This window comes from Mesorhizobium sp. LEGMi-168a, assembly GCF_058312955.1.
The window spans coordinates 22,351-43,053 of sequence record NZ_JBZEGV010000014.1 but is presented as its reverse complement, the minus strand read 5'-3'; the positions used below and the strand labels follow the sequence as shown (position 1 = coordinate 43,053).

22 protein-coding genes are annotated in these 20,703 nt (G+C 64.3%); 11 read left to right on the top strand and 11 right to left on the bottom strand.

The window, feature by feature from the left end:
* Positions 1 to 19: 19 nt before the first annotated feature.
* Genes AC4FWB_RS18975 through AC4FWB_RS18965 form a run of 3 tightly spaced genes read right to left on the bottom strand, consistent with a single transcriptional unit; the run spans position 20 to position 2,722 of the window.
* Positions 20 to 1,249, bottom strand: coding sequence for an NAD(P)/FAD-dependent oxidoreductase (locus AC4FWB_RS18975; protein WP_491027796.1), 1,230 nt, complete (start codon positions 1,247 to 1,249; stop codon positions 20 to 22).
* 5 nt (positions 1,250 to 1,254) lie between these two features.
* Positions 1,255 to 1,569, bottom strand: coding sequence for a MocE family 2Fe-2S type ferredoxin (locus AC4FWB_RS18970; protein ID WP_491027795.1), 315 nt, complete (start codon positions 1,567 to 1,569; stop codon positions 1,255 to 1,257).
* Positions 1,570 to 1,615: 46 nt separating this feature from the next.
* Positions 1,616 to 2,722 (bottom strand): fatty acid desaturase family protein, encoded by a 1,107-nt coding sequence (locus AC4FWB_RS18965; RefSeq protein WP_491027794.1) that lies wholly within the window; start codon positions 2,720 to 2,722, stop codon positions 1,616 to 1,618.
* 176 nt (positions 2,723 to 2,898) lie between these two features.
* Between AC4FWB_RS18965 and AC4FWB_RS18960 the strand changes: the two genes are divergently transcribed.
* From AC4FWB_RS18960 to AC4FWB_RS18930, 7 genes are all read left to right on the top strand, one after another.
* Positions 2,899 to 3,930, top strand: coding sequence for a LacI family DNA-binding transcriptional regulator (locus tag AC4FWB_RS18960; protein ID WP_491027793.1), 1,032 nt, complete (start codon positions 2,899 to 2,901; stop codon positions 3,928 to 3,930).
* 370 nt (positions 3,931 to 4,300) lie between these two features.
* Positions 4,301 to 5,242: a sugar ABC transporter substrate-binding protein gene (locus AC4FWB_RS18955; RefSeq protein WP_491027792.1), complete on the top strand. Its 942-nt coding sequence runs from the start codon at positions 4,301 to 4,303 to the stop codon at positions 5,240 to 5,242.
* A gap of 136 nt (positions 5,243 to 5,378) precedes the next feature.
* Positions 5,379 to 6,455 carry an ABC transporter permease gene (locus AC4FWB_RS18950; RefSeq protein WP_491027791.1) on the top strand — a complete coding sequence of 359 codons (1,077 nt, stop codon included), beginning with the start codon at positions 5,379 to 5,381 and terminating at the stop codon, positions 6,453 to 6,455.
* Between the two features lie 2 nt (positions 6,456 to 6,457).
* A complete protein-coding gene (locus AC4FWB_RS18945) occupies positions 6,458 to 7,228 on the top strand; it encodes an ATP-binding cassette domain-containing protein (protein ID WP_491027790.1) in 771 nt (256 codons plus the stop codon).
* A gap of 79 nt (positions 7,229 to 7,307) precedes the next feature.
* Positions 7,308 to 8,300 carry an inositol 2-dehydrogenase gene (iolG, locus tag AC4FWB_RS18940; protein WP_491027789.1) on the top strand — a complete coding sequence of 331 codons (993 nt, stop codon included), beginning with the start codon at positions 7,308 to 7,310 and terminating at the stop codon, positions 8,298 to 8,300.
* 378 nt (positions 8,301 to 8,678) lie between these two features.
* The gene (locus AC4FWB_RS18935) at positions 8,679 to 9,473 is read left to right on the top strand and encodes an SDR family oxidoreductase (protein WP_491027788.1); all 795 of its coding nucleotides are present in this window, start codon (positions 8,679 to 8,681) and stop codon (positions 9,471 to 9,473) included.
* A 212-nt stretch (positions 9,474 to 9,685) separates the two neighbouring features.
* A complete protein-coding gene (locus AC4FWB_RS18930; protein WP_491027787.1) occupies positions 9,686 to 10,777 on the top strand; it encodes a 3-deoxy-7-phosphoheptulonate synthase in 1,092 nt (363 codons plus the stop codon).
* A 97-nt stretch (positions 10,778 to 10,874) separates the two neighbouring features.
* On the opposite strand, the gene AC4FWB_RS18925 is transcribed toward AC4FWB_RS18930, so the two are convergent.
* From AC4FWB_RS18925 to def, 5 genes are all read right to left on the bottom strand, one after another.
* Positions 10,875 to 11,510 carry a LysE family translocator gene (locus AC4FWB_RS18925; RefSeq protein WP_491027786.1) on the bottom strand — a complete coding sequence of 212 codons (636 nt, stop codon included), beginning with the start codon at positions 11,508 to 11,510 and terminating at the stop codon, positions 10,875 to 10,877.
* Positions 11,511 to 11,766: 256 nt separating this feature from the next.
* Positions 11,767 to 12,567, bottom strand: a complete 801-nt coding sequence (gene truA, locus AC4FWB_RS18920; RefSeq protein ID WP_491027785.1) for a tRNA pseudouridine(38-40) synthase TruA — start codon at positions 12,565 to 12,567, stop codon at positions 11,767 to 11,769.
* 116 nt (positions 12,568 to 12,683) lie between these two features.
* Entirely contained in the window at positions 12,684 to 13,190 is a 507-nt protein-coding gene (locus AC4FWB_RS18915; RefSeq protein WP_491027784.1) for a GNAT family N-acetyltransferase, read from the bottom strand.
* Positions 13,187 to 14,122: a methionyl-tRNA formyltransferase gene (fmt, locus tag AC4FWB_RS18910; RefSeq protein WP_491027783.1), complete on the bottom strand. Its 936-nt coding sequence runs from the start codon at positions 14,120 to 14,122 to the stop codon at positions 13,187 to 13,189. The genes AC4FWB_RS18915 and fmt overlap by 4 nt, the downstream gene beginning before the upstream one ends.
* Positions 14,123 to 14,127: 5 nt before the next feature.
* Positions 14,128 to 14,658 carry a peptide deformylase gene (def, locus tag AC4FWB_RS18905; RefSeq protein WP_491027782.1) on the bottom strand — a complete coding sequence of 177 codons (531 nt, stop codon included), beginning with the start codon at positions 14,656 to 14,658 and terminating at the stop codon, positions 14,128 to 14,130.
* Positions 14,659 to 14,761: 103 nt separating this feature from the next.
* Between def and AC4FWB_RS18900 the strand changes: the two genes are divergently transcribed.
* Positions 14,762 to 16,012, top strand: coding sequence for a DNA recombination protein RmuC (locus AC4FWB_RS18900; RefSeq protein WP_491027781.1), 1,251 nt, complete (start codon positions 14,762 to 14,764; stop codon positions 16,010 to 16,012).
* Between the two features lie 231 nt (positions 16,013 to 16,243).
* On the opposite strand, the gene AC4FWB_RS18895 is transcribed toward AC4FWB_RS18900, so the two are convergent.
* Positions 16,244 to 16,648, bottom strand: a complete 405-nt coding sequence (locus tag AC4FWB_RS18895; protein ID WP_491027780.1) for a GFA family protein — start codon at positions 16,646 to 16,648, stop codon at positions 16,244 to 16,246.
* Between the two features lie 34 nt (positions 16,649 to 16,682).
* Positions 16,683 to 17,642: a cation diffusion facilitator family transporter gene (locus AC4FWB_RS18890; RefSeq protein WP_491027779.1), complete on the bottom strand. Its 960-nt coding sequence runs from the start codon at positions 17,640 to 17,642 to the stop codon at positions 16,683 to 16,685.
* A gap of 246 nt (positions 17,643 to 17,888) precedes the next feature.
* Between AC4FWB_RS18890 and AC4FWB_RS18885 the strand changes: the two genes are divergently transcribed.
* Positions 17,889 to 18,014: a hypothetical protein gene (locus AC4FWB_RS18885; RefSeq protein WP_082953831.1), complete on the top strand. Its 126-nt coding sequence runs from the start codon at positions 17,889 to 17,891 to the stop codon at positions 18,012 to 18,014.
* 288 nt (positions 18,015 to 18,302) lie between these two features.
* Positions 18,303 to 18,617 (top strand): quaternary ammonium compound efflux SMR transporter SugE, encoded by a 315-nt coding sequence (gene sugE, locus AC4FWB_RS18880; protein WP_320218099.1) that lies wholly within the window; start codon positions 18,303 to 18,305, stop codon positions 18,615 to 18,617.
* A gap of 230 nt (positions 18,618 to 18,847) precedes the next feature.
* On the opposite strand, the gene AC4FWB_RS18875 is transcribed toward sugE, so the two are convergent.
* The gene (locus tag AC4FWB_RS18875) at positions 18,848 to 19,276 is read right to left on the bottom strand and encodes a DUF6481 family protein (RefSeq protein WP_491027778.1); all 429 of its coding nucleotides are present in this window, start codon (positions 19,274 to 19,276) and stop codon (positions 18,848 to 18,850) included.
* A gap of 226 nt (positions 19,277 to 19,502) precedes the next feature.
* Between AC4FWB_RS18875 and AC4FWB_RS18870 the strand changes: the two genes are divergently transcribed.
* Entirely contained in the window at positions 19,503 to 20,555 is a 1,053-nt protein-coding gene (locus AC4FWB_RS18870; RefSeq protein WP_491027777.1) for an LLM class flavin-dependent oxidoreductase, read from the top strand.
* Positions 20,556 to 20,703 lie beyond the last annotated feature (148 nt).

Here is a 20,703-nt window from a genome sequence, read left to right as displayed (position 1 = left end):
GATTGCCTGATGGCACGGCTTACGCCGCCAGCAGCGACTTGAGCTTGACCGCCTGCGATCCGAGCGCCTCCGGCGCCGGGCTTGCCCGCTTCGCGATCAGCATCTCCGCCAGGCGGATGTCGCGCGCCACGGCATTGCCGGGGCCGATGCCGCTGGCGGCGACCAGCCTGCCGTCCTCGGCCAAATGGAACAGGATGAAGGCGCCGTCGTCGAGGTCGCGCCGCACCGTCGAGCGGCCCTCGTCCGAAAGCCCGGCGATCTGCAGCGTGAGCCGGTACTGATCCGACCAGAACCAAGGCACGGCGGCATGCGCCTCGTCGGCGCCGAGCATGTTCTTCGCGGCCAAAGCGCCCTGCTCCTGCGCGTTGCGCCAGGCTTCCAGCCGCACGCGCCGGCCGCCATAGACGGCGAGCGGAAACGAGCAGCAATCGCCGGCGGCGAAGATGTCCGGATCATCGGTGCGCAGCGTTGCATTGACGGCGATGCCGTTGTCGATCGCAAGTCCGGCCTCGGCGGCAAGCGCCGTCACCGGTATAGCGCCGATGCCGATCACCGCGAGGTCGGCGACAACCTCCTGCCCATCGGCAAGGGTGATGCGAACCTCGGCGCCATCGTCGGTAATCGCCGTGATGCCCTGGCCGGTGAGCACCTTCACGCCTTCCGCTTCATGCGCCTTGTGGATGATCTCGGCGATCTCGGCCGGCACGCCGCGCATCAGGATGCGCGGCTGTGCTTCCAGCACCGTGACCGCGGCGCCGAGCTTTCGCGCCGCAGCGGCAAGCTCCAGCCCGATGAAGCCGCCGCCGATGATGGCGACGCGGTTGCCGGCGCTGAGATGGGAACGGATGGCGAGCGCGTCGTTGAAGGTCCTCAGATAAACGCAGCGGCCGCCCAGGCCCGGCATCGGCAGCTTGCGCGGCACGGACCCGGTCGCGAGCAGCAGCTTGTCGTAGGGCAGCGAAGAACCGTCCGACAGGCGCACGACATGCGCGGCGCGGTCGATCGAAACGGCCCGGACGGAATGGATGTGGCGGATCGAACGTTCGGCCAGCAGCTCGTCGCTGGCGATCGCCTTGATGAGCGGCGTCTCGCTGGTCATCGCCTCTTTCGACAGCGGCGGCCGTTCGTAAGGCAGATGCGGCTCATCGCCGACCAGCGTCACCGGCCCTTCAAAACCGAGGTCGCGCAAGGTGAGCGCGGCGCGCCCGCCGCACTCGCCGGCGCCGATGATCACCATTCCTCCCGTCATCGTCGTCACCCGACCTGAATGAGGACTTTGCCGGCGTCGACCTTGACCGGATAGGTCTTGAGGTTGACGCAGACCGGCGCGCCGCGCGCGTCGCCGGTCTTGTAGTTGAAACGGCCGTTGTGCTTCGGGCATTCGATGATGTCGTCCATCACCAGCCCGTCGGCCAGATGCACCTTCTCATGCGAGCACAGGCCATCGGTCGCGAAATACTCGTCGTCCGGGCTGCGATAGATGGCGTAGGTGCGGCCGCCGTGATCGAACCGCATCACGTCCTCTTCGTCGATGTCTCCGGCCGCGCAGGCCTCGACCCAGTCGCTCATGTCGTTCTCCGGCGAAATTCCTGGTTGTCTGGTGTGGCGAAACCGGTCACTCGGCCGCGGCCGCCACCGGATTGTCGTTGTGCAGCTCTTCCCGATAGGGCTTGGCCGTCGGCGGCAGCTCGCGCTTGAGGAAATAATCCTCGTTGCGCAGCTGGCGCAGGAAGGCGGGGATCATCTCGCGATAGCCGGCGAGGATCGACGGCGTCGGCGCCGGCAGGTCGTGCTTGATCAATTCATGCAGCTTTGGCAGCGCGTGATAGGGCACCATCGGGAACATGTGGTGCTCCACATGGTAGTTCATGTTCCAGTAGATGAACCGGCTGACCGGATTCATCAGTACCGTGCGGCTGTTCAAGCGGTGGTCGATGACGTTCTCGGCGAGGCCGCCATGCTGCAGCAGCCCGGTCATGACGTGATGCCAGGCGCCATAGAGGCGCGGCAGGCCGACCAGCATCAGCGGCAGCCAGGAATGCAGGTAGAGCGCCAAGGCGATGGTCGCGATATAGATGGCGAGCCAGATGCGGGCGGCGCGGATCGCCTTCGGCTGCTCCTGTTCGGGAATGAAGGTCTTTTCCGCGGCACTGATGACGCCGGCGGCATTGCGCAGCATGTCGACCATGGCGTGCCAGGCGTCGACGATGCCGAAGAAGTTCAGAACGAGGCGCAAAAGGTCCGGCGGCCGCATGACGGCGATCTCCGGGTCGCGGCCGACGATGATGGTGTCGGTGTGGTGGCGCGTATGGCTCCAGCGCCAGGTCACCGGATTGCGCATGATCATGAAGCAGGCGATCTGGTAAACGGCATCGTTCATCCACTGCGTGCGGAAGGCCGTGCCGTGGCCGCATTCGTGCCAGCGGGAATCGGTCGAGGAGCCGTAGAGCGTGCCATAGACGAAGAAGAACGGCACGCACCACCAGCTGCCCCAGAACCAGGCGCCGCCGGCGCCGCTGAGGACCAGCGCGCCAAGCCAGATGACGGTGTCGCGGATCGCCGGCTGGTCGGAGCGCTGCATCAGCTCCTTCATCTGCTTGCGCAGGATCTCGGTATGGTACCACTCGGCCGCCGCCAGCCCGTTCTCGACCGCCCGCCTGGCGTCGCGGCCGGTCAGGCTGTAGTCGCGTCCGGACAGCGCCGAAGACGTGATTGCCGTCATTGCAGGTTCCTCCATCGCCGCCCGGCGAGCGGTCCTCGACGGGCCCAGGCTCGCGCATGGCTGGCTTCGACTTCACCATAGCTTCAAGCCGTGATAGTCTCAATGTCATAAAGATAGATTCTATCATTTCCTATCATAATGAGCTATTCTCAAGTCGAGCAGGCGATGGAGCATTCATGGCAAGGCGGCCGACAATCACCGATCTCGCACGCGTTTCCGGCGTCAGCGTCGCCACCGTCGACAGGGTGCTGAACAACCGCCTGCCGGTGCGTGAGGAAACGGCGCGCCGGGTCTACGAGGCGGCGACCGATATCGGCTATCACGCCGCCGGGCTGATCAAGCAGCGCATGCGCCAGGAAATGCCGGAATACCGCCTCGGCTTCCTGCTCCTGCGCGGCAACGATGTCTTCTACGGCGATTTCGCGCGCGAGCTGGAACTGGCGGTCTCGCAATCGCAACGCATCCGTGGTGTCGCGATGATCGACTTCGCCGCCTCGCTGGCGCCCGACGAGATCGCCGCCCAGATGCGCAGGCTGGCGGCAAAATCCAGGGCCATCGCCGTCGTCGGCCCGGACCACCCGACGCTGACGGCGGTCGTGGAGGCGCTGAAGGCCAGGGGCCAACCGGTCTTCTCGCTGCTGTCCGACTTCGCAGCCGGCATCCGCGAGGGCTATGTCGGGCTCGACAACCGCAAGGTCGGCCGCACCGCGGCCTGGATGATCGCCAAGGCGGCGAAGAAGCCGGGCAAGGTCGCGCTTTTCGTCGGCAGCCACCGCTTCCACGGCCATGAGTTGCGTGAGATCGGCTTCCGCTCCTATTTCCGCGAGCACGCGCCGGACTTCACCGTGATGGAGACGCTGGTCAATCTGGAAGCCAACCAGGTGACGCATGACGCGATGCTCGATCTTCTGGCCCGGCATCCGGACCTTGCCGGCTGCTATGTCGCCGGCGGCGGCATGGAAGGCGCGGTCGCGGCGCTGAGGGCGGCAAAGCCGGCCAACATGCCGGTGGTCATCTGCAACGAGATCAATGCGGAGTCGCGCGCAGCACTTGCCGACAACATCCTCACCATGGTGATCTCGACACCGCTGGCTGCGCTGTGTCGCGAGCTTGTCGGTCTGATGGCGCATGCCATCGAGAGCGGCGCCGCCAATGCACCCGGCCAGACTTTTTTGCCCTTCGACATCTATCTGCCGGAAAACATCTGAGCCGTCGCCCGCCGGAATGATGTGATCCATCAGGCTGATGGAATTCTTTCGCGGCGGGATTTGGCCCAGGATTCGCCGCAGATTGCTTCCGCCCCCGGTCACGGAGAGCGCCGCAGGCCGATCGGCAATGAAAATCCGGCATGGCCATTCCGAATCTCCCTTGACGTCGCCGAGCGAAATGGAATAAATATTTCACCAACTGGGCATTTTGGTTCTTTCGTTCCGGAACATCTGTTTCAAACAGAGGACCAGGCGTTCCATTTGGGCAAGGAAAACGCCGTCGGAACGGCCAAAGGGAGAGATTCCCCGGAGAGATCGGGGATTCCGGTTCAATCGGTGCAGCCGGACACCAAGTGGAGGAGAAACTAAAATGAAGAAACTGCTTTTGGGCGTCGCGCTTTCGGCGCTGATGTGTTCATCCGCCTTCGCCGCCAAGATCGGCGTTTCGATGGCTCTTTTCGACGACAACTTCCTGACCGTTCTGCGCAACGGCATGATCGCCCAGGCCAAAGGCATGGACGGCGTCGAGCTGCAGGTCGAGGACGCGCAGAACGACGTCGCCAAGCAGCTCGACCAGATCAAGAACTTCGCCGCTTCCGGCGTAGACGCCATCATCGTCAACCCGGTCGATACCTCGGCCACGCAGGCGATGTCGGACGCGGCCGCCGCGGCCAAGATTCCGCTGGTCTATGTCAATCGCGAGCCGGTCAATGTCGACTCGCTGCCGGACAACCAGGCCTTCGTCGCTTCGAACGAGGCTGAATCCGGCACGCTCGAAACCAAGGAAGCCTGCCGCCTGTTCAAGGAAGCCGGCAAGAAGGAAGCCAATGTCTATGTGATCATGGGCGAGCTCTCGAACCAGGCCGCGGTGCAGCGCACCAAGGACATCGACGAAGTGATCGCCACGCCGGACTGCAACTTCATCAAGATCATCGACAAGCAGACCTCGAACTGGAAGCGTGACGAGGCGCAGAACCTGATGACCAACTGGCTGTCGTCCGGCAAGGCCTTCGACGGCGTCATCGCCAACAACGACGAAAGCGCCATCGGCGCCATCCAGGCGATGAAGGCTGCCAACATCGACATGAAGTCGGTCGTCGTCGGCGGCGTCGACGCCACCCAGGACGCGCTGGCCGCGATGCAGGCGGGCGATCTCGACGTGTCGGTCTTCCAGGACGCGGCCGGCCAGGGCGCCGGCGCGCTCGATGCGGCGCTGAAGCTCGCCAAGGGCGAGAAGGTGGAACACAAGGTCTACATCCCGTTCCAGCTCGTCACGCCGGCGAACATCGACAAGTTCTTGAAGAAGAACTGAGGCTGCGCTTCTCAAGGAGCGGCGCTCCGACGCATCGGACTGGCTGAAACCGGCTGCTGATAGGGCGGCGCCGCTCCCTTCCTTCTCCCGCCCCACCGGGCGGGAGAGCGGGCGCGGTCATTCGGAGGAAGAAGACGTGTCACAGACATCGCATGGCATTGGCGGGCTGAGCTACGACGCCAAGAAGCGCCCCTGGCCTGCAGAGTTCAACGTGTTCCTGGCGCTGGTCATCCTGGTCGGCGCTTTCGAGCTGATCGGCCGCGTCTTTCTCGGCGACAGCTTCCTGTTCAACACCCGGCCCAACGTCGACGCGATCTTCAACGAGCAGCGTCTGCAGATCATCATCCTGCAGGTGTCGATCGTCGGCATCATCGCCATCGGCGTCACGCAGGTCATCATCTGCGGCGGCATCGACCTGTCCTCGGGCTCGATCGTCGGCGCCACCGCCATGATCGCCATGAGCTTCGCGCAAGTTGCGACCGTGAACGGCAATCCCAATCCCAAGGCGATGTTCATCGACTATGGCTGGACCGACCTACCGGTCATCGTGCCGCTGCTGGTCGCGGTCGGCTGCGGGCTTTTGGCCGGTCTCATCAACGGATCATTGATCGCCTACACCCGCATTCCGCCCTTCATCGCCACGCTCGGTATGATGGTCACCGCGCGCGGCATCGCCAAATGGTGGTCGAAGGGCCAGCCGATCTCGTTCCCGACCGACAGCTTCGCCGCAATCGGCAAGGGGCTGATGCCGGTTGTCATCTTCATCTCGCTAGCGATCCTGTTCCAGCTCATCCTGAGCTACACCCGATACGGCAAGCACTGCTACGCCATCGGCTCCAACGAGGACGCCGCGCGCATGTCGGGCATCAAGATCGCCAACCACAAGGTGCTGGTCTATGTGATCGCCGGCATTCTCGCCTCGATCGCCGCCGTGGTGCTCTCGTCGAAAAACCTCACCGCCCAGGCCGGCATGGGGGTGATGTACGAGCTCGACGCCATCGCGATGGCGGTCATCGGCGGCGTCTCGCTCTCGGGCGGCCGCGGGTCTATCATCGGCACCGTGATCGGCTCGCTGATCTTCGGCGTCATCATCTCCGGCTTCACCTTCCTGCGCCTCGACGCCTACTACCAGGAGATGGTCAAGGGCGTGATCATCGTCGGCGCAGTCGTTCTCGACCAATGGCGCCAGCGCCGCCGGGCGATAGGAGCTTGACCATGTCCGACATCGTTCTGAAGACCGAAAACCTCACCAAGCACTATGGCGGCGTGCACGCGCTGCAGGAGGCGAATTTCGAGCTGCGCAAGGGCGAGCATGTCGCCATCATGGGCGACAACGGTGCCGGCAAGTCGACCTTCGTGCGCCAGATCACCGGCGTCGAGCAGCGCACCGACGGCAAGATCTGGTTCGACGGCAAGGAAGTGAGCTTCGCCGGCCCGATCGAGGCGCGCGAGGCGGGCATCGAGACCGTGTTCCAGAACCTCGCGCTGGCCGACGATCTCGACGTTCCGTCGAACCTGTTCCTGGGCCGCGAGAAGGTGCTGTTCAACCTCGGCCCCTTCTCGATCCTCGACCGCAAGGCGATGCGCAAGGCGACGGAGGCGGCACTTGTTCGCACGGCGGTGAAGATCCCGAACCTTTCCAGCACCATCCGCCACATGTCGGGCGGCCAGCGTCAGTGCGTGGCGATCGCCCGGACCGCGACCTTCGCTTCCAAGCTGATCATCATGGATGAGCCGACGGCAGCGCTGGGCGTGCAGGAAACGGCTCAGGTCGAAAACATCATCCGCACGCTGAAGGAAAACGGCGAGCCGCTGATCCTGATCAGCCACAACATGCGCCAGGTGTTCGACCTGGTCGACCGCATCGTCGTCTTCCGGCGCGGCCGCATCGTCGCCAATCTGCGCAAGCAGGACACCGACGGCAACGACATCGTCGCCTACATCACCGGCGCCAAGACCGGACAGGCGGAGCTTCAGGCCGCCTGAGGCGTCACGACGGGATCAACCAAATCGTCCGCGCCGGCCGGCGCGGACATGTTTTAGAACCACCCTCAAAGGACATTCCATGACTCTCCGCTTCGCTCTTCTCGGCGCCGGCCGTATCGGCAAGGTGCATGCCCGCGCCGTTGCCTCAAACCCGCAGGCCAAACTGGTGGCCGTGGCGGACGCCTTCGAGAAGGCGGCGACGGAGCTGGCCTCCGCCTATGGCGCCGAAGTGCGCACCATCGACGCGATCGAGCAAGCCAAGGACATCGACGCCGTCATCATCTGCACGCCGACCGACACCCATGCCGATCTGATCGAGCGCTTCGCCAAAGCCGGCAAGGCGATCTTCTGCGAGAAGCCGATCGACCTCGACGTCAAGCGCGTCGAGCAGTGCCTGGCCGTGGTCGAGAAAGCCAATGCCGTGCTGATGGTCGGCTTCAACCGCCGCTTCGATCCGCATTTCGCCGCCGTGCGCAAGGCGATCGACGACGGCGCCATCGGCGCGGTCGAGATGGTCACCATCACCTCGCGCGATCCCGGCGCCCCGCCGCTCGATTATATCGCCCGCTCCGGCGGCATTTTTCGCGATATGACCATCCACGATTTCGACATGGCGCGCTTCCTGCTCGGCGAGGAGCCGGTCGCCGTCAGCGCCCATGCCTCGGTGCTGGTCGACAAGAAGATCGGCGAAGCCGGCGATTTCGACTCGGTCAGCGTCATTCTCGAGACCGCGTCCGGCAAGCAGGCCATCATCTCCAACTCGCGCCGCGCCACCTATGGCTACGACCAGCGCATCGAGGTGCACGGCTCGAAGGGCATGGTCGCGGCCGAGAACCAGCGCCCGGTGTCGATCGAGCTCGCCAACGACAAGGGCTATACCCGTCCGCCGCTGCACGACTTCTTCATGACCCGCTACATCGACGCCTATGCCAATGAGATCGCCGCCTTCATCGCCGCTGCAACGGCGGGCAAGAAGGCAGCGCCGAGCGGCAAGGACGGGCTGGTTGCGCTGAAGCTGGCCGACGCGGCCTTGCAGTCGGCCAAGACGGGCAAGACCGTCCGCATTGATTGATTCGATGAGGCAGGTATTTCGATGGCGGTCGGATTGTCTGTCTCCAACGCTTGGCGATTAGCCGGACCGCTTATCACGTCGTCATCCACGGGCGGAGCAAGGAGCGAAGCGACGCGGCGCAGACCCGAGGATCCATTCCGTTACATCGGAGTGGCGCCAACGGTGCAGAATTCTGCTCCGCTGCGTTCTTCGGCCGGGGTCACGGAATGGATCCTAGGGTCTTCGCGACGGAGCTTCGCTCCTGCTTCGCCCTAGGATGACGACGTTGAGGATGCTTGGACCAACGTTTCAACGTTGGGGCAAGACACCGAGAAAACCGATCGGAACCTCAATGAACCTCGAAAATCTATTGGTAGTCAAAAACACAGGAGCAGAGCGATGAGCGGTTTGGCCGGTCGCAATTCAGAAACGCGCGCCATCGTCACCGGCGGCGCGCAAGGCATCGGCTTCGCCGTGGCCGAGGCCTTGGCGGATGAGGGCTGCCGCGCGCTGGCGCTGATCGGCCGCTCGCAGGAGAAGGGCGACAGAGCGGTCGCGGCGCTGAAGAAGAGCGGCGTCGACGCCATCTTCATCAGCGCCGACGTCGCCAAGGTCGCCGACTGCAAGGGCGCTGTCGCAACGGCCATTGCCCATTTCGGCACGCTCAACGCGCTGGTCAACGCCGCCGCCACCTCGGCGCGCGGCTCGCTGGTCGAGACCACCGAAGAGCTTTTCGACCAGATATTCGACACCAATGTGCGCGGCCCCTTCTTCCTGATGCAGGGCCTCGTCGCGCATTTGCTGGAGCGCAAGGCGCCGGGCTCGATCGTCAACGTGCTGTCGATGTCGGCGCATGCCGGCCAGTCCTTCCTGACGCCCTATTCGACCAGCAAGGGGGCGCTGATGACGCTGACCAAGAATGTCGCCAGCTCCTATCGGCGGAACCGCATCCGCTGCAACGCCGTGCTGCCTGGTTGGATGGACACCGAGGGCGAGGCGATCGTGCAGAAGAAATGGCACGACGCGCCGGACGACTGGCTGGCAAAGGCCGAGGCCGCGCAGCCGATGGGCCAGCTCGTCAAGCCGGCGCAGTTGGCCCGCCTGATCACCTATATGCTGAGTCCGCAGGCCGGCGTCATGACCGGTTCGCTGGTCGATTACGACCAGAACATTGCCGGCGTGATTGGCGAGTAGAATCTCGCCAGGTGACAAACGCCTCAGCTTCGACTATATGAGCCGCATGATCCACCTGACCGCCTCGTTTTGGTACTTTTACTACGACAGCTCGCTGGCGGCGGGAGGATTGCGCTCGATCTGAAGATTGCAGCACCTAAATCCGAAAAGCCGCCAGACCTGGCGGCTTTTTCGTTTCAGCCGGCAGGTCTCCTAACCAGGAGCAGAAAGCCGTGTTGACCACCACAGACGACCTTCGGGTCAAGGAACTCAAGGTACTGAGTACGCCGGACGAGGTGATGCGCGAGATACCGCGCTCACTCACGGCGACGCGCACCGTTGCCGCTTCGCGCAACGCCATCCACTCCATCCTGACCGGGGCCGACGATCGACTGGTTGTCATCGTCGGCCCTTGTTCCATTCACGATCCGGTCGCCGCCGTGGACTACGCCAGCCGTCTGGCGGCGCTGCGCGAGGCCCTGGCCGACCGGCTCGAGATCGTCATGCGCGTCTATTTTGAGAAGCCGCGCACCACGGTCGGCTGGAAGGGCCTGATCAACGATCCCGACCTCGACGGCAGCTTCAACATCGACAAGGGGCTGAGGATGGCGCGCAACGTGCTCTCGGCCGTCAACAATCTCGGCCTGCCGGCGGCGACCGAGTTCCTCGACATGACGACGCCGCAATACATCGCCGACCTCGTCGCCTGGGGCGCCATCGGCGCGCGCACGACCGAGAGCCAGATCCACCGCGAGCTGGCATCGGGCCTGTCCTGCCCGGTCGGCTTCAAGAACGGCACCGACGGCAATCTCAGGATCGCCGCCGAAGCGGTGAAGTCGGCCGCCCAGCCGCATCATTTCATGGCGGTGACGAAGGGCGGCCGCAGCGCGATCGCGGCGACGACCGGCAATGAGGACTGCCACGTCATCCTGCGCGGCGGCGTCGTGCCCAACTACGACGCGGCAAGCGTTGACGCGGCGGCCACGGAGCTTGCCCGCGTCGGCGTCGCGCCGCGGCTGATGATCGATGTCAGCCACGCCAACAGCGGCAAGAAGCCGGAGAACCAGCCGAAGGTCGCGCATGACGTGGCGGGCCAGGTGGCCGCGGGCGACGAGCGTATCATCGGCGTCATGATCGAGAGCAATCTCGTCGCCGGCCGCCAGGATGTCGTGCCGGGCAAGCCGCTCACCTACGGCCAGAGCATCACCGATGGCTGCATCGACTGGGCGACCACCGAGACGGTGCTGCACGGCCTTGCCGGCGCTGTCGAATGGCGCCGGTCCGTGAAGCGCGAACTGCTGGCCAGCCGTCAGGGCGCCGCCTGACGCGCTCCCCTTCTCCCCTTGTGGGAGAAGGTGGATCGGCGCGCAGCGCCGAGACGGTTGAGGGGTGTTGGAAGAACGCGGCGTGAGCCTTTGAGGCTCACGCCGCCCTCAGCCCTTCCCAAGCAGTGAACACCGAGACTGCAAAAAGCAGCAGTCCGGCCGCGCGGCCGGCAAGGATGGTCGCCCGCGGATTGTCGATTAGCAGCGCCCGGCTGCGCCCGGCAGTGATTGCGAGTCCGCCATAGATCCCTGCCTGTGTGGCGATCGTCAGCAATCCCATGACGGTCGCCTGCATCCAGACCGGACCGTAAGCCGGCTTCAGGAATTGCGGATAGACAGCGAGGATGAAGAGATAGGCCTTCGGGTTGATCAGACAGGTGACCAATCCCTGGCGAAAGGCTTTCCAGGCGGAGCGGCTGCCGGCCGGTCCATCATCGCCGACGGTGATGGAACTGCGCATCAGCGATATCCCGATATAGGCCATATAGGCGGCGCCGGCGACCAGCAGCGGTTTGAACAGGATCGGCACGAAATGCATGAGCAGGCCGACGCCGATGGCGCCGTTCAGCGTATGCACCGCACCGCCGAGCATGATGCCGGCGGTGGCGGCAAGGCCTCTGTCGCGTCCGCCGGTCAGCGCATTGGCCAGCACGAACAGCATGTCCATGCCGGGAACGGCGATGATGCCGAAAAGCAGCACGAAGAACAGCCAGAGGTTTTCGCTGTAGCTCATGTCAGTTGCGCGGAGCCCCATGCGGCCGAACCACGGAGGATTCCGTTGATTTTCAAACCGATGGGCGGTCCTATAAGACATCCCAACTGACGGGGCGGTGTCAGTAGCGTTTCGATTGTCTGAAGAAAATGCGCAAGGCGCGCCGCGCCTGTCTAAAGCGCATAGCGATCTTTCAGATTCGCTCTATGCGCTTTAGGTTTTGATTTTACGCATGTCTTTGTCCCGAAACCGGTGCCCACTTTTCGGGAGACATGCTTTAGTCAGACGATTGGGTCGTGGGCGACGCTGACCGACCGGTTTGCTCAGTGGATTGCGGATAATCGACGCCGACAAGAAACAGCCCGTCCGGCGGGGCAACCTGGCCGCAGGCGGCGCGGTCGCGCGCTTCGAGTGCGACCTTGAGGTCGGCGGCGCTCCAGGAGCCGTCGCCGACGCGTCTCAGCGACCCCACCATCGAGCGCACCTGGTTGTGCAGGAAGGAGCGCGCCGAGGTTCGGACCTCGATGAGATCGCCGGCGCGGCTGACATCAAGACGATCAAGCGTGCGGACCGGGCTTTCGGCCTGGCACTGGGTGGAGCGGAAGGTGGTGAAATCATGCCGCCCGAGCAGCACTTTCGCCGCTTCGTGCATGGCCTCGGCATCGAGGCGTTTCGGCACCCACCAGACCTTGCCCTTTTCCAGCGCCGACGGGGCGCGGCGATTGAGGATGCGGTAGAGATAGTGGCGGCCGGTGGCCGAAAAGCGCGCGTCGAAGCCATCGGCAACGACGGCAGCCTTGAGGATGGCGATGCGCGCGCCGGCCGCCTGCAGATGGGCGTTGACGGCATCGCGCACCTTGTCGCCCGCCCAGGGTTTGGCGAGATCGACATGCGCCACCTGGGCGGTAGCGTGCACGCCGGCATCGGTGCGGCCGGCGGCACGTAACCTTACTTCTTCGCCGCAGAATTTCGCGATCGCCTGCTCGATCGCCTGCTGCACCGAAGGCTGGTCCGCCTGATGCTGCCAGCCGGCGAATTGGCTGCCGTCATATTCGATATCGAGACGAAAACGCGGCATGCTCAGACAACTGCCCGCGATGGAGACGAGGCCTCGTCTTTTCGGTTGAGCATGATCTTTCCCGAAAACCGGTTCCCACTTTTCGCGGACGCGGACCTTCGGTTCGGGATCATGCTCTAGGCGGCGAGCGCGGTGAAGGCCGAAGCGTAGACCAGCTTGCCGGTCGCGGGCGCGTCGCCCCAGACAAGAGCCTGCAGCGCTTCGCCCTGGTACTCGCTCTCGAACTTCTCGGCGCGGGCGTGGGTATAGCCGAAGCGCCCGTAATAGGCCGGGTCACCCAGCACCACGGCCAGCGCCTCGCCGGCTTCCTTGAGGCGGATATGCGCCTCGCGGATCAGCGCGCCGCCGATGCCGGTGCCGTGGAAGGACGGCTCCACCGCCAGCGGCGCCAGCGCCACGGCCGCGAAGCGCTTGCCGCCGGTCTGCACGAAAAGCCTGGAAAACAGGATGTGGCCGACGACCTGGCCGTCTTCTTCCGCGACCAGTTCGACGACGGCGTCGCCGCCCGTCACCAGCGCGTCGACCAGACCGGCCTCCGCCTGCTGGCCGAAGGCATGTTCTTCGACGAGGCGGATCGCCTCGCGATCCCGCGGCGTCGCCGCGCGTATCGACATCATGCTCATGTGAGTTTCGTTCCTTTTTCGATCTTGGCCCCGCGCAAAAACTCCTGCGCGGCGGCGGGCCTTCCGCCCGCCCGTTGAACTTCGACCAGTCTGATCGCGCCTGACCCGCAGGCGACCGTCAGCCGGTCATCGAGAATTCCTCCCGACTCGCCGACGCCATCCGAGAGCGTCGAGCGAAGCAGTTTCAGCCGCTCCATGCGGCCGCCAATTTCGACCTCGCACCACGCGCCCGGAAAGGGCGAGAGGCCGCGAATGTGATTGTGGACTTCGCCGGCAGGCCGCGTCCAGTCTACGCGTGTCTCCGATTTATCGATCTTTCGGGCGTAGGTCACCCCTTCCGTCGCCTGTTGGGTAAATGTCAGACAATTTATCCCCAGCCGCGTCAGCGCTTCCACCATCAGCGAAGCGCCTATGTCCATCAACCCGTCATGCAATTCGCCGGCCGTCACATCGGGTGCGATGGCGCATTTTTCAACCAATGCCACCGGACCGGTGTCCAGACCTTCTTCCATGCGCATGATCATCATGCCGGTCTCGGCATCGCCGGCCATGATGGCGCGCTGAATGGGAGCAGCACCACGCCAACGCGGCAAAAGCGAGGCGTGGCCGTTGAGGCAGCCGAGTTTGGTGGCCTCCAGGACGGGTTTTGGCAGAAGCAGCCCATAGGCGACGACCACGGCGACATCAGCTCCCAAGGCGGCGAAGGCCTGCTGCTCGGCCTCGCCTTTCAGCGATGCCGGCGCCCGCACCTCGAGGCCCAGCCGTTCGGCCTCGCGCTGCACGGGCGAGGGCGTCAGTTCCAGTCCACGCCGGCCGGCGGCGCGCGGCGGCTGCGTGTAGACAGCCGCGATGTCATGGCCGGCCTCGGCGATGGCGCTGAGCGTCGGCACCGAAAAATCCGGCGTGCCCATGAAGATGACGCGCAGGGGCATGACCCCTAGCCCACCATCTTGCCCGGCGCCTTGTCCTTGGCGAGCTTCTTGAATTTTCTCACCACCATGTCGCGCTTCAGCTTCGAGATGTGGTCGATGAACAGCACGCCGTTGAGATGGTCGATCTCATGCTGCAGGCAGGTCGCCATCAGGCCTTCAGCCTCAATCTCCTGCAGCTTGCCGTCACGGTCGAGATATTTTACCCGCACGGCGGCAGGGCGCTCGACCTCGGCGTAATAGTCCGGGATCGACAGGCAGCCTTCCTCATAGACCGAGCGCTGGTCGGAGCTTTCGAGGACCTCCGGATTGATGAAGACATGCGGCGCCGGCTCCTCGCCTTCCTTGGCAAGGTCGATGACCAGCAAGCGCCTCGGCTCGCCGATCTGGATCGCCGCCAGCCCGATGCCCGGCGCGTCATACATGGTCTCCAGCATGTCGTCGGCGAGCTTGCGCAAATCGCTATCGACGCGCTCCACCGGTTTGGAAACCTGGCGCAGGATCGGATCGGGAAGGATGATGAGCGGCTTGATCGACATGGCGTCTCACCTAAGACCTCGCCACAGCAGCGTCAACCGGGACATCTTTAGGCTGTTCACGTTTTGATCTATGCCAGCAGGCCGAATCGGTTATGCTGCCGGCATGAACGACATGACCTCCATCCTTTCTGAGCCCGTTGCAAGGCTTGGCGCCACCACGATCACGCTCGGCCAGGCGCTGGGTTTCGGGGCGGCGCTGCTGCTGGCACTGTTCCTGGCGCTCGTCGTCGCGTTGTGGCGCGCTGCCGGGGCGCGCGCGGTGGCGGCGGCAGAGGCCGCCGACCATGCGCGTGACACCGAGGCGCGGATGGCGGACATCCTGCAGGCGCAGGCCGAGATGCAAGGACGCATGGGCGCGATCGCCGAAGTGTTCGGGGCGCGGCAGGCCGAGCTTACCCAGTCGCTGGGACAGCGTCTCGACGCCATGACCGGCCGCCTCGGCCAGACCATGGCCGAGCAGACCAAGTCGACGCATGAAAGCCTGGCCAAGCTGCAGGAGCGGCTGGCGGTGATCGACACCGCGCAAGGCAACATCCAGTCTTTGGCCGGCCAGGTAGTGCAGCTGCAGGCGATCCTTTCCAACAAGCAGACCCGCGGCGCCTTCGGCCAGTCGCGCATGGAGGCGATCATCGCCGACGGCCTGCCGCACGGCGCCTACGAGTTCCAGGCGGGCCTCTCCAACGGCAGCCGACCGGATTGCCTGGTGCGGATGCCCAACGGCGCGCCGATGCTTGCCATCGACGCCAAATTTCCGCTGGAAGCCTGGAACGCCATTCGCGCCGCCGAGGGCGCCGATCCGCAGAAGGCGGCGGCGCAGGCGTTCCGGCGCGACATCGAGGTGCATATCCGCGATATCGCCGAAAAATACCTGATCCAGGGTGAGACGCAGGACACCGCCTTCATGTTCGTGCCGTCGGAATCGGTGTTCGCCGAGATCCACGAGAATTTCGAGGCCGTGGTGCAGAAGGCGCACCGCGCCCGCGTCGTCATCGTCTCGCCCTCGCTGCTGATGCTGTCGATCCAGGTCATCCAGGCGATCCTGAAGGACGCTCGCATGCGCGAGCAGGCGCATCTGATCCAGGGCGAGGTCATCCGCCTGATGGAGGATGTTCAGCGCGTCGATGAGCGCGTGCGCCGGCTGCAGACGCATTTCGGCCAGGCGGCCAAGGACATCGACGACATCCTCGTCTCGACGTCGAAAGTCACCAAGCGCGGCCAGAAGATCGAGGCGCTGGAGTTCGCCGAAGGGGAAACCGAGCCGCCGCGCGGTCCGGCCAAGGCGGAGGCCGGCGCGCGCGTGGCCGATTCCAAGACGGGTCAATTGCGGCTCAGGGTCGTCGAAGGCGACGACTAGTTTCGCCGGAGATTGGCGAAGCGCCCACTCACATCGTCATTCTAGGGCGCAGCAAGGAGCGAAGCGACGCGCGCAGACCCTAGAATCCATGCCGTGACTGCGGAGCGCCGCAACGGTGCAGAATTCTGATACGTCGCATTCCTCGGCGAGCGTTACGGCATGGATCCTCGGGTCAAGCCCGAGGATGACGAAGGATGGGCATCGGCCGCTCTTCAAGGTCGCCCAACAAGCTTACTGCTCCTCGACGATCCTTGTGCCCTCGAATTCCGGCAGCCAGTGCAAGGCCGAGCGATGCCAGTATTGCGTCCTTGGCACCAGCTGGTCGCGCTGGCGCGCCGTGCCGGTCCTGATGCCATAGACCTTGGGCCCTTCGCCGACCGATGTGGCGTAAAGATGCGAGCCGCATTCGCCGCAAAAGCCCTGAGCCCGCTTGGCGCCGCTCGACCCGGTCTTGATGTAGACCTTGGGCTCGCCCTTGGTGATGCGGTAATCCTCCTCCGGCACGCGCACGGTGACGCGGAAGGCCGTGCCTGTGAGTTTCTGGCAATCCGTGCAGTGGCAGATGGAAGTCTTTTCCGGATCGACCTCCGCCTCATAGGTGATGGCGCCGCAATGGCACCCGCCGTCGATTCTCATAGGAATACTCCCCGAAAGTTTGCTTCGCTCAAACCTAATCCTCTTCAGAGGCCTCGGCGATAGCCTTACGCCTGCGCTCCCATGTGCCGGTGGCCTGCGGCTTGACGAACAGCTTGGCGATCTCCGGCATCTCCTGCTTCAGCCGCGCCTCCAGGCGCTCGACGCAGGCTTCGATCTCCGGCGCAGTGAGATGATCCTCGAACTCGATGCTCAAGCCTGCAACGATTTCCTCGGGGCCGATATGGACGCTCAATATGCCGTTTGCCCGCTGCACGGCCGGGTCCTGCTCGGCGATCGCCAGAACCTTGCGCTGCACTTCCGGAGAGGCCGGCTCGCCGAGAAGCAGGCCCTTGCTCTCGCGCGCCAAGAAGATCGCGGTCGCGCCGAGGATGATGGCGATGCCGATCGAGCCGACACCGTCGAGCTCGGGAATTTCCAGCAGTTCGGATGCGAGGATACCCGCGAAGGCGACGATCAGGCCAAGCAGTGCCGCGCTGTCCTCGAACAGTACCGTGTAGACGCTCGGGTCCTTGCTGAGCCGCACCGCCTCGAACCAGCCCTCCCGGCCTTTCTGTCCCCGGAACTCCTTCAGCGCCACCAGCCAGGAGCTGCCTTCGAACAGGAAAGACAGGCCAAGCACGATGTAGTTGACCCTGGCGTTGACGACCGGCACGGGCGCCATGATGTGGATGACGCCCTCGTAGAAGGACACGCCGGCGCCGAGCGCGAAGACCAGAAGGGCGACGATAAAACTCCAGAAATAGAGCTCGCGCCCGTGGCCGAGCGGATGCGTGCGGTCGGGCGGGCGCGCGGCACGGCGCATGCCGTGAAGCAGAAGCGCGCCGTTGCCGGTATCGACCAGCGAATGCACGCCTTCCGACAGCATGGCGGAGGAACCGGTGAAGAGCGCCGCGGCGAACTTGGTGAGCGCGATCGCGAGATTGCCGGCGAGCGCAGCATAGATCACCCTTCTGGAGCCGCTATGCCCTGCCATCCGCTTCCAGATCCTCTTCAGAGCGCCGAGCTTAACGACCCGCCGGCCGAAGCTCTACAGACAATGCGCCAGCCGTTGCGAGGTTCAAGGGGGACATCCTGTTGCCCGCTGCTCGAAACCTGTGCCGGCGGATCGAGGGAAAACGGTTGACATCGGGGAAGCCGGCTTTCGAAGCGTCAAGCGGCCTCTTGCGGTCGGGCGTTTCTCTTGTTTCACTTGGGCTGCCCACAATCGGAGGAACGAATCATGGCTAAAGGTGCGATGAAGGCGGGCAAGGAACCCCGCAAGCCGAAGAAGGACGCGAAGAAACCAGCCGCGGCCCCGGCTCCGAAGGCGCCGCCGGTCAAGGCGATGCGCATCAAGGAGAAGTAAGCCGCCAGCGCGGGCGTGCCGCGCTGAAACGGATCAAGGCGTCACGCTTTTTTGTTTTGATGCATGTCGTTCTCCCAAAACCGCTTCGCACTTTTGGGCGACATGCATTGTCCGTCTCGATGCGGATTTGAACCGGCGGCATGCCGAATGCTGCCGGTGTTTTGTTGATCGGAGCGCAAGGCTACCTATATCGATGCGGCGAGGACGACCTCGCTTCTCTGAAAAATCGGCCGGGACGACCCGCCACTTCCAGCATCGAGCGCGATGCTGGAGCGATGGAGCGTTGCGATGTCCTGGATTTTTCTTTTCTTCGCCGGCCTGTTCGAGATCGGCTGGGCGATCGGCCTCAAATATACCGACGGTTTCTCGAAGCCGCTGCCGACCCTTCTCACCATTGCCTCGATGATCGTCAGCCTCGGCCTGCTCGGCCTGGCATTGAAGGAATTGCCGGTCGGCACGGCCTACGCGGTATGGACCGGCATCGGCACCGTCGGCACCGCCTTGCTCGGCATCTGGCTGCTCGGCGAGCCGGCGACAGCGGTCCGGCTCGCCTGCATCGGCCTGATCGTCTCAGGCATCGTCGGGCTGAAGCTTGTCGCCTGACGCCTCTCTTTGTTCTTACGCAAGTCCGGACGGAAAACCGCTACGCGCTCTTCCTGGAATTGCGCTAAAGCGCGTCGCGCTGAAACGGATTCAGGCGACGCGCTTTATGTCTTTGTTCTGATGCATGTCGTTGTCCCAAAACCGCTGCACACTTTTGGGCGACATGCATCAGACAAACGCCTTCAGGGCCGCCGCTGGCGACCCTGAACCAATCTTCGAACGAACCTATGTCAGCGGGCGGAGAAACCCGGAGGCGTACGGCCGACGCGCGCCTTGCGGGCGGCGTAGCGCGCATCGCGCTTGGCCTTGCGCTCTGCCTCATCTGCAAGCAGACGGGAGATACGCTCGTTCTCCTCGGCTTCGCGGATCTTCGCCTCGGCTGCCGCCGCCTCTTCAGCGGCAATACGAGCAGCCTCGGCCGCTGCCTCGCGTTCAGCCTTCTCGGCCGCTTCGCGCGCCAGCTTTTCCTGCTTCAGCCTGGTCTTCTCGGCCTCGCGGATCGCACGGGCCGCAAGGATCGCCTTGCGTTCCGCCTGACGCGCCAGCACCGCTGGATCGTCCGCCGCCGGCTTTGCCTTGAAGCGCTCCAGGAGCGCCTTCTTTGCCTCGTTCGCGGCATTGCGCCGCTCGAATATGTCTTTTTCCCTGTAGATAGCCAAATCCACTTCCCTGCAGTCAATTCGCGACGCTTACATACGCGCGAAAGTGACGAGTTCAAGCGCCAAAACGGTATGCCAGCCATGAAAATCTGAGCTGTTGCCGCCGGGGCACGTCGCGACGGCGCGATGCACTGTTCACAAATCGCGCCTCTGGCGGCTGGCCAGGCCGATCGCTAACTCTAGCGCCAACAATCAACGCCCAAGCGGCGCATCAGGATGCAAAGAAATGGAACTCGGCCTCTACACTTTCGCGGATGTCAGCCCGGAACCCGGCCCCGGCGCCATCGGGCCGCATGAACGGCTGCGCAACCTGATCGAGGAGGTCGAGCTGGCCGACCAGGTCGGTCTCGACGTGTTCGGCCTCGGCGAACATCATCGCCCCGATTATGCGGCCTCGGCGCCGGTCGTAGCCCTTGCGGCGGCCGCGGAGCGGACGAAGCGCATCAAGCTTACCAGCGCGGTCACCGTGCTTTCCTCCGACGATCCGGTGCGGGTCTTCCAGCAGTTCGCGACGCTCGACCTTCTGTCCGGCGGCCGCGCCGAGATCATGGCCGGGCGCGGCTCCTTCATCGAATCCTTCCCGCTGTTCGGCTACAACCTCGAGGACTATGACGAGCTCTTCGCCGAGAAGCTCGACCTCCTGCTTGCCATTCGCGACCAGGTGAAGGTGACGTGGCAAGGACGCTTGCGCGCGCCGATCAATGGCCGCGGCGTCTATCCACGGCCATTCCAGGAAAAGCTGCCGATCTGGATCGCCATTGGCGGCACGCCCCAGTCCGCCGCCCGCGCCGGCGTGCTCGGCCTGCCGCTGGCTTTAGCCATCATCGGCGGCGAGCCGGCCCGCTTCGCGCCGCTGTTCGATATCTACCGCGAGGCGGCAAAGCGCGCCGGCAACGATCCCGCCACGCTTGCCACCAGCCTCAACGTGCACGGCTTCATCGCCGAGACCACCGAGGCGGCGGCCGACGACTTCTACGAGCCCCAGGCCGAGGTGATGAACCGCATCGGCCGCGAGCGCGGCTGGGGCCCGACCTCGCGGGCGCATTTCGACCAGGCGCGAGGTCCCGGTGGCGCCTTGTTCGTCGGCAATCCCGAGCAGGTGGCGGAAAAGATCGTCGCCCAGCACAGGATCTTCGGCAACGACCGCTTCCTCTTGCAGATGGCGATCGGCACCATGCCGCATGCCAAGATCATGAAGGCGATCGAGCTTTACGGCACCAGGGTGGCGCCGATCGTGCGCAAGGAAACGGCGAAGGCCGCGCCGGCGCCGGTGGCCTGACGATGCCAGTCCGGTAGGGTCCGTTCATCCACGCCGGCTAAAGCTATCACTTTGTTTTAATGCAATTCCGGACGGAAAACCGGTCACACTTTTCCTGGAATTGCTCCAACGGAACCTTGGCGCGGCGCGCACGTTTTTCTCGACGATT

Bases quoted from the DNA above. Each gene is read 5' to 3' on its own strand.
- AC4FWB_RS18975 (WP_491027796.1), bottom strand. From the start codon at position 1,249: ATGACGGGAGGAATGGTGATCATCGGCGCCGGCGAGTGCGGCGGGCGC.
- AC4FWB_RS18970 (WP_491027795.1), bottom strand. From the start codon at position 1,569: ATGAGCGACTGGGTCGAGGCCTGCGCGGCCGGAGACATCGACGAAGAG.
- AC4FWB_RS18965 (WP_491027794.1), bottom strand. From the start codon at position 2,722: ATGACGGCAATCACGTCTTCGGCGCTGTCCGGACGCGACTACAGCCTG.
- AC4FWB_RS18960 (WP_491027793.1), top strand. From the start codon at position 2,899: ATGGCAAGGCGGCCGACAATCACCGATCTCGCACGCGTTTCCGGCGTC.
- AC4FWB_RS18955 (WP_491027792.1), top strand. From the start codon at position 4,301: ATGAAGAAACTGCTTTTGGGCGTCGCGCTTTCGGCGCTGATGTGTTCA.
- AC4FWB_RS18945 (WP_491027790.1), top strand. From the start codon at position 6,458: ATGTCCGACATCGTTCTGAAGACCGAAAACCTCACCAAGCACTATGGC.
- iolG (WP_491027789.1), top strand. From the start codon at position 7,308: ATGACTCTCCGCTTCGCTCTTCTCGGCGCCGGCCGTATCGGCAAGGTG.
- AC4FWB_RS18935 (WP_491027788.1), top strand. From the start codon at position 8,679: ATGAGCGGTTTGGCCGGTCGCAATTCAGAAACGCGCGCCATCGTCACC.
- AC4FWB_RS18925 (WP_491027786.1), bottom strand. From the start codon at position 11,510: ATGAGCTACAGCGAAAACCTCTGGCTGTTCTTCGTGCTGCTTTTCGGC.
- truA (WP_491027785.1), bottom strand. From the start codon at position 12,567: ATGCCGCGTTTTCGTCTCGATATCGAATATGACGGCAGCCAATTCGCC.
- AC4FWB_RS18915 (WP_491027784.1), bottom strand. From the start codon at position 13,190: ATGAGCATGATGTCGATACGCGCGGCGACGCCGCGGGATCGCGAGGCG.
- fmt (WP_491027783.1), bottom strand. From the start codon at position 14,122: ATGCCCCTGCGCGTCATCTTCATGGGCACGCCGGATTTTTCGGTGCCG.
- def (WP_491027782.1), bottom strand. From the start codon at position 14,658: ATGTCGATCAAGCCGCTCATCATCCTTCCCGATCCGATCCTGCGCCAG.
- AC4FWB_RS18900 (WP_491027781.1), top strand. From the start codon at position 14,762: ATGAACGACATGACCTCCATCCTTTCTGAGCCCGTTGCAAGGCTTGGC.
- AC4FWB_RS18895 (WP_491027780.1), bottom strand. From the start codon at position 16,648: ATGAGAATCGACGGCGGGTGCCATTGCGGCGCCATCACCTATGAGGCG.
- AC4FWB_RS18890 (WP_491027779.1), bottom strand. From the start codon at position 17,642: ATGGCAGGGCATAGCGGCTCCAGAAGGGTGATCTATGCTGCGCTCGCC.
- AC4FWB_RS18885 (WP_082953831.1), top strand. From the start codon at position 17,889: ATGGCTAAAGGTGCGATGAAGGCGGGCAAGGAACCCCGCAAGCCGAAG.
- sugE (WP_320218099.1), top strand. From the start codon at position 18,303: ATGTCCTGGATTTTTCTTTTCTTCGCCGGCCTGTTCGAGATCGGCTGG.
- AC4FWB_RS18870 (WP_491027777.1), top strand. From the start codon at position 19,503: ATGGAACTCGGCCTCTACACTTTCGCGGATGTCAGCCCGGAACCCGGC.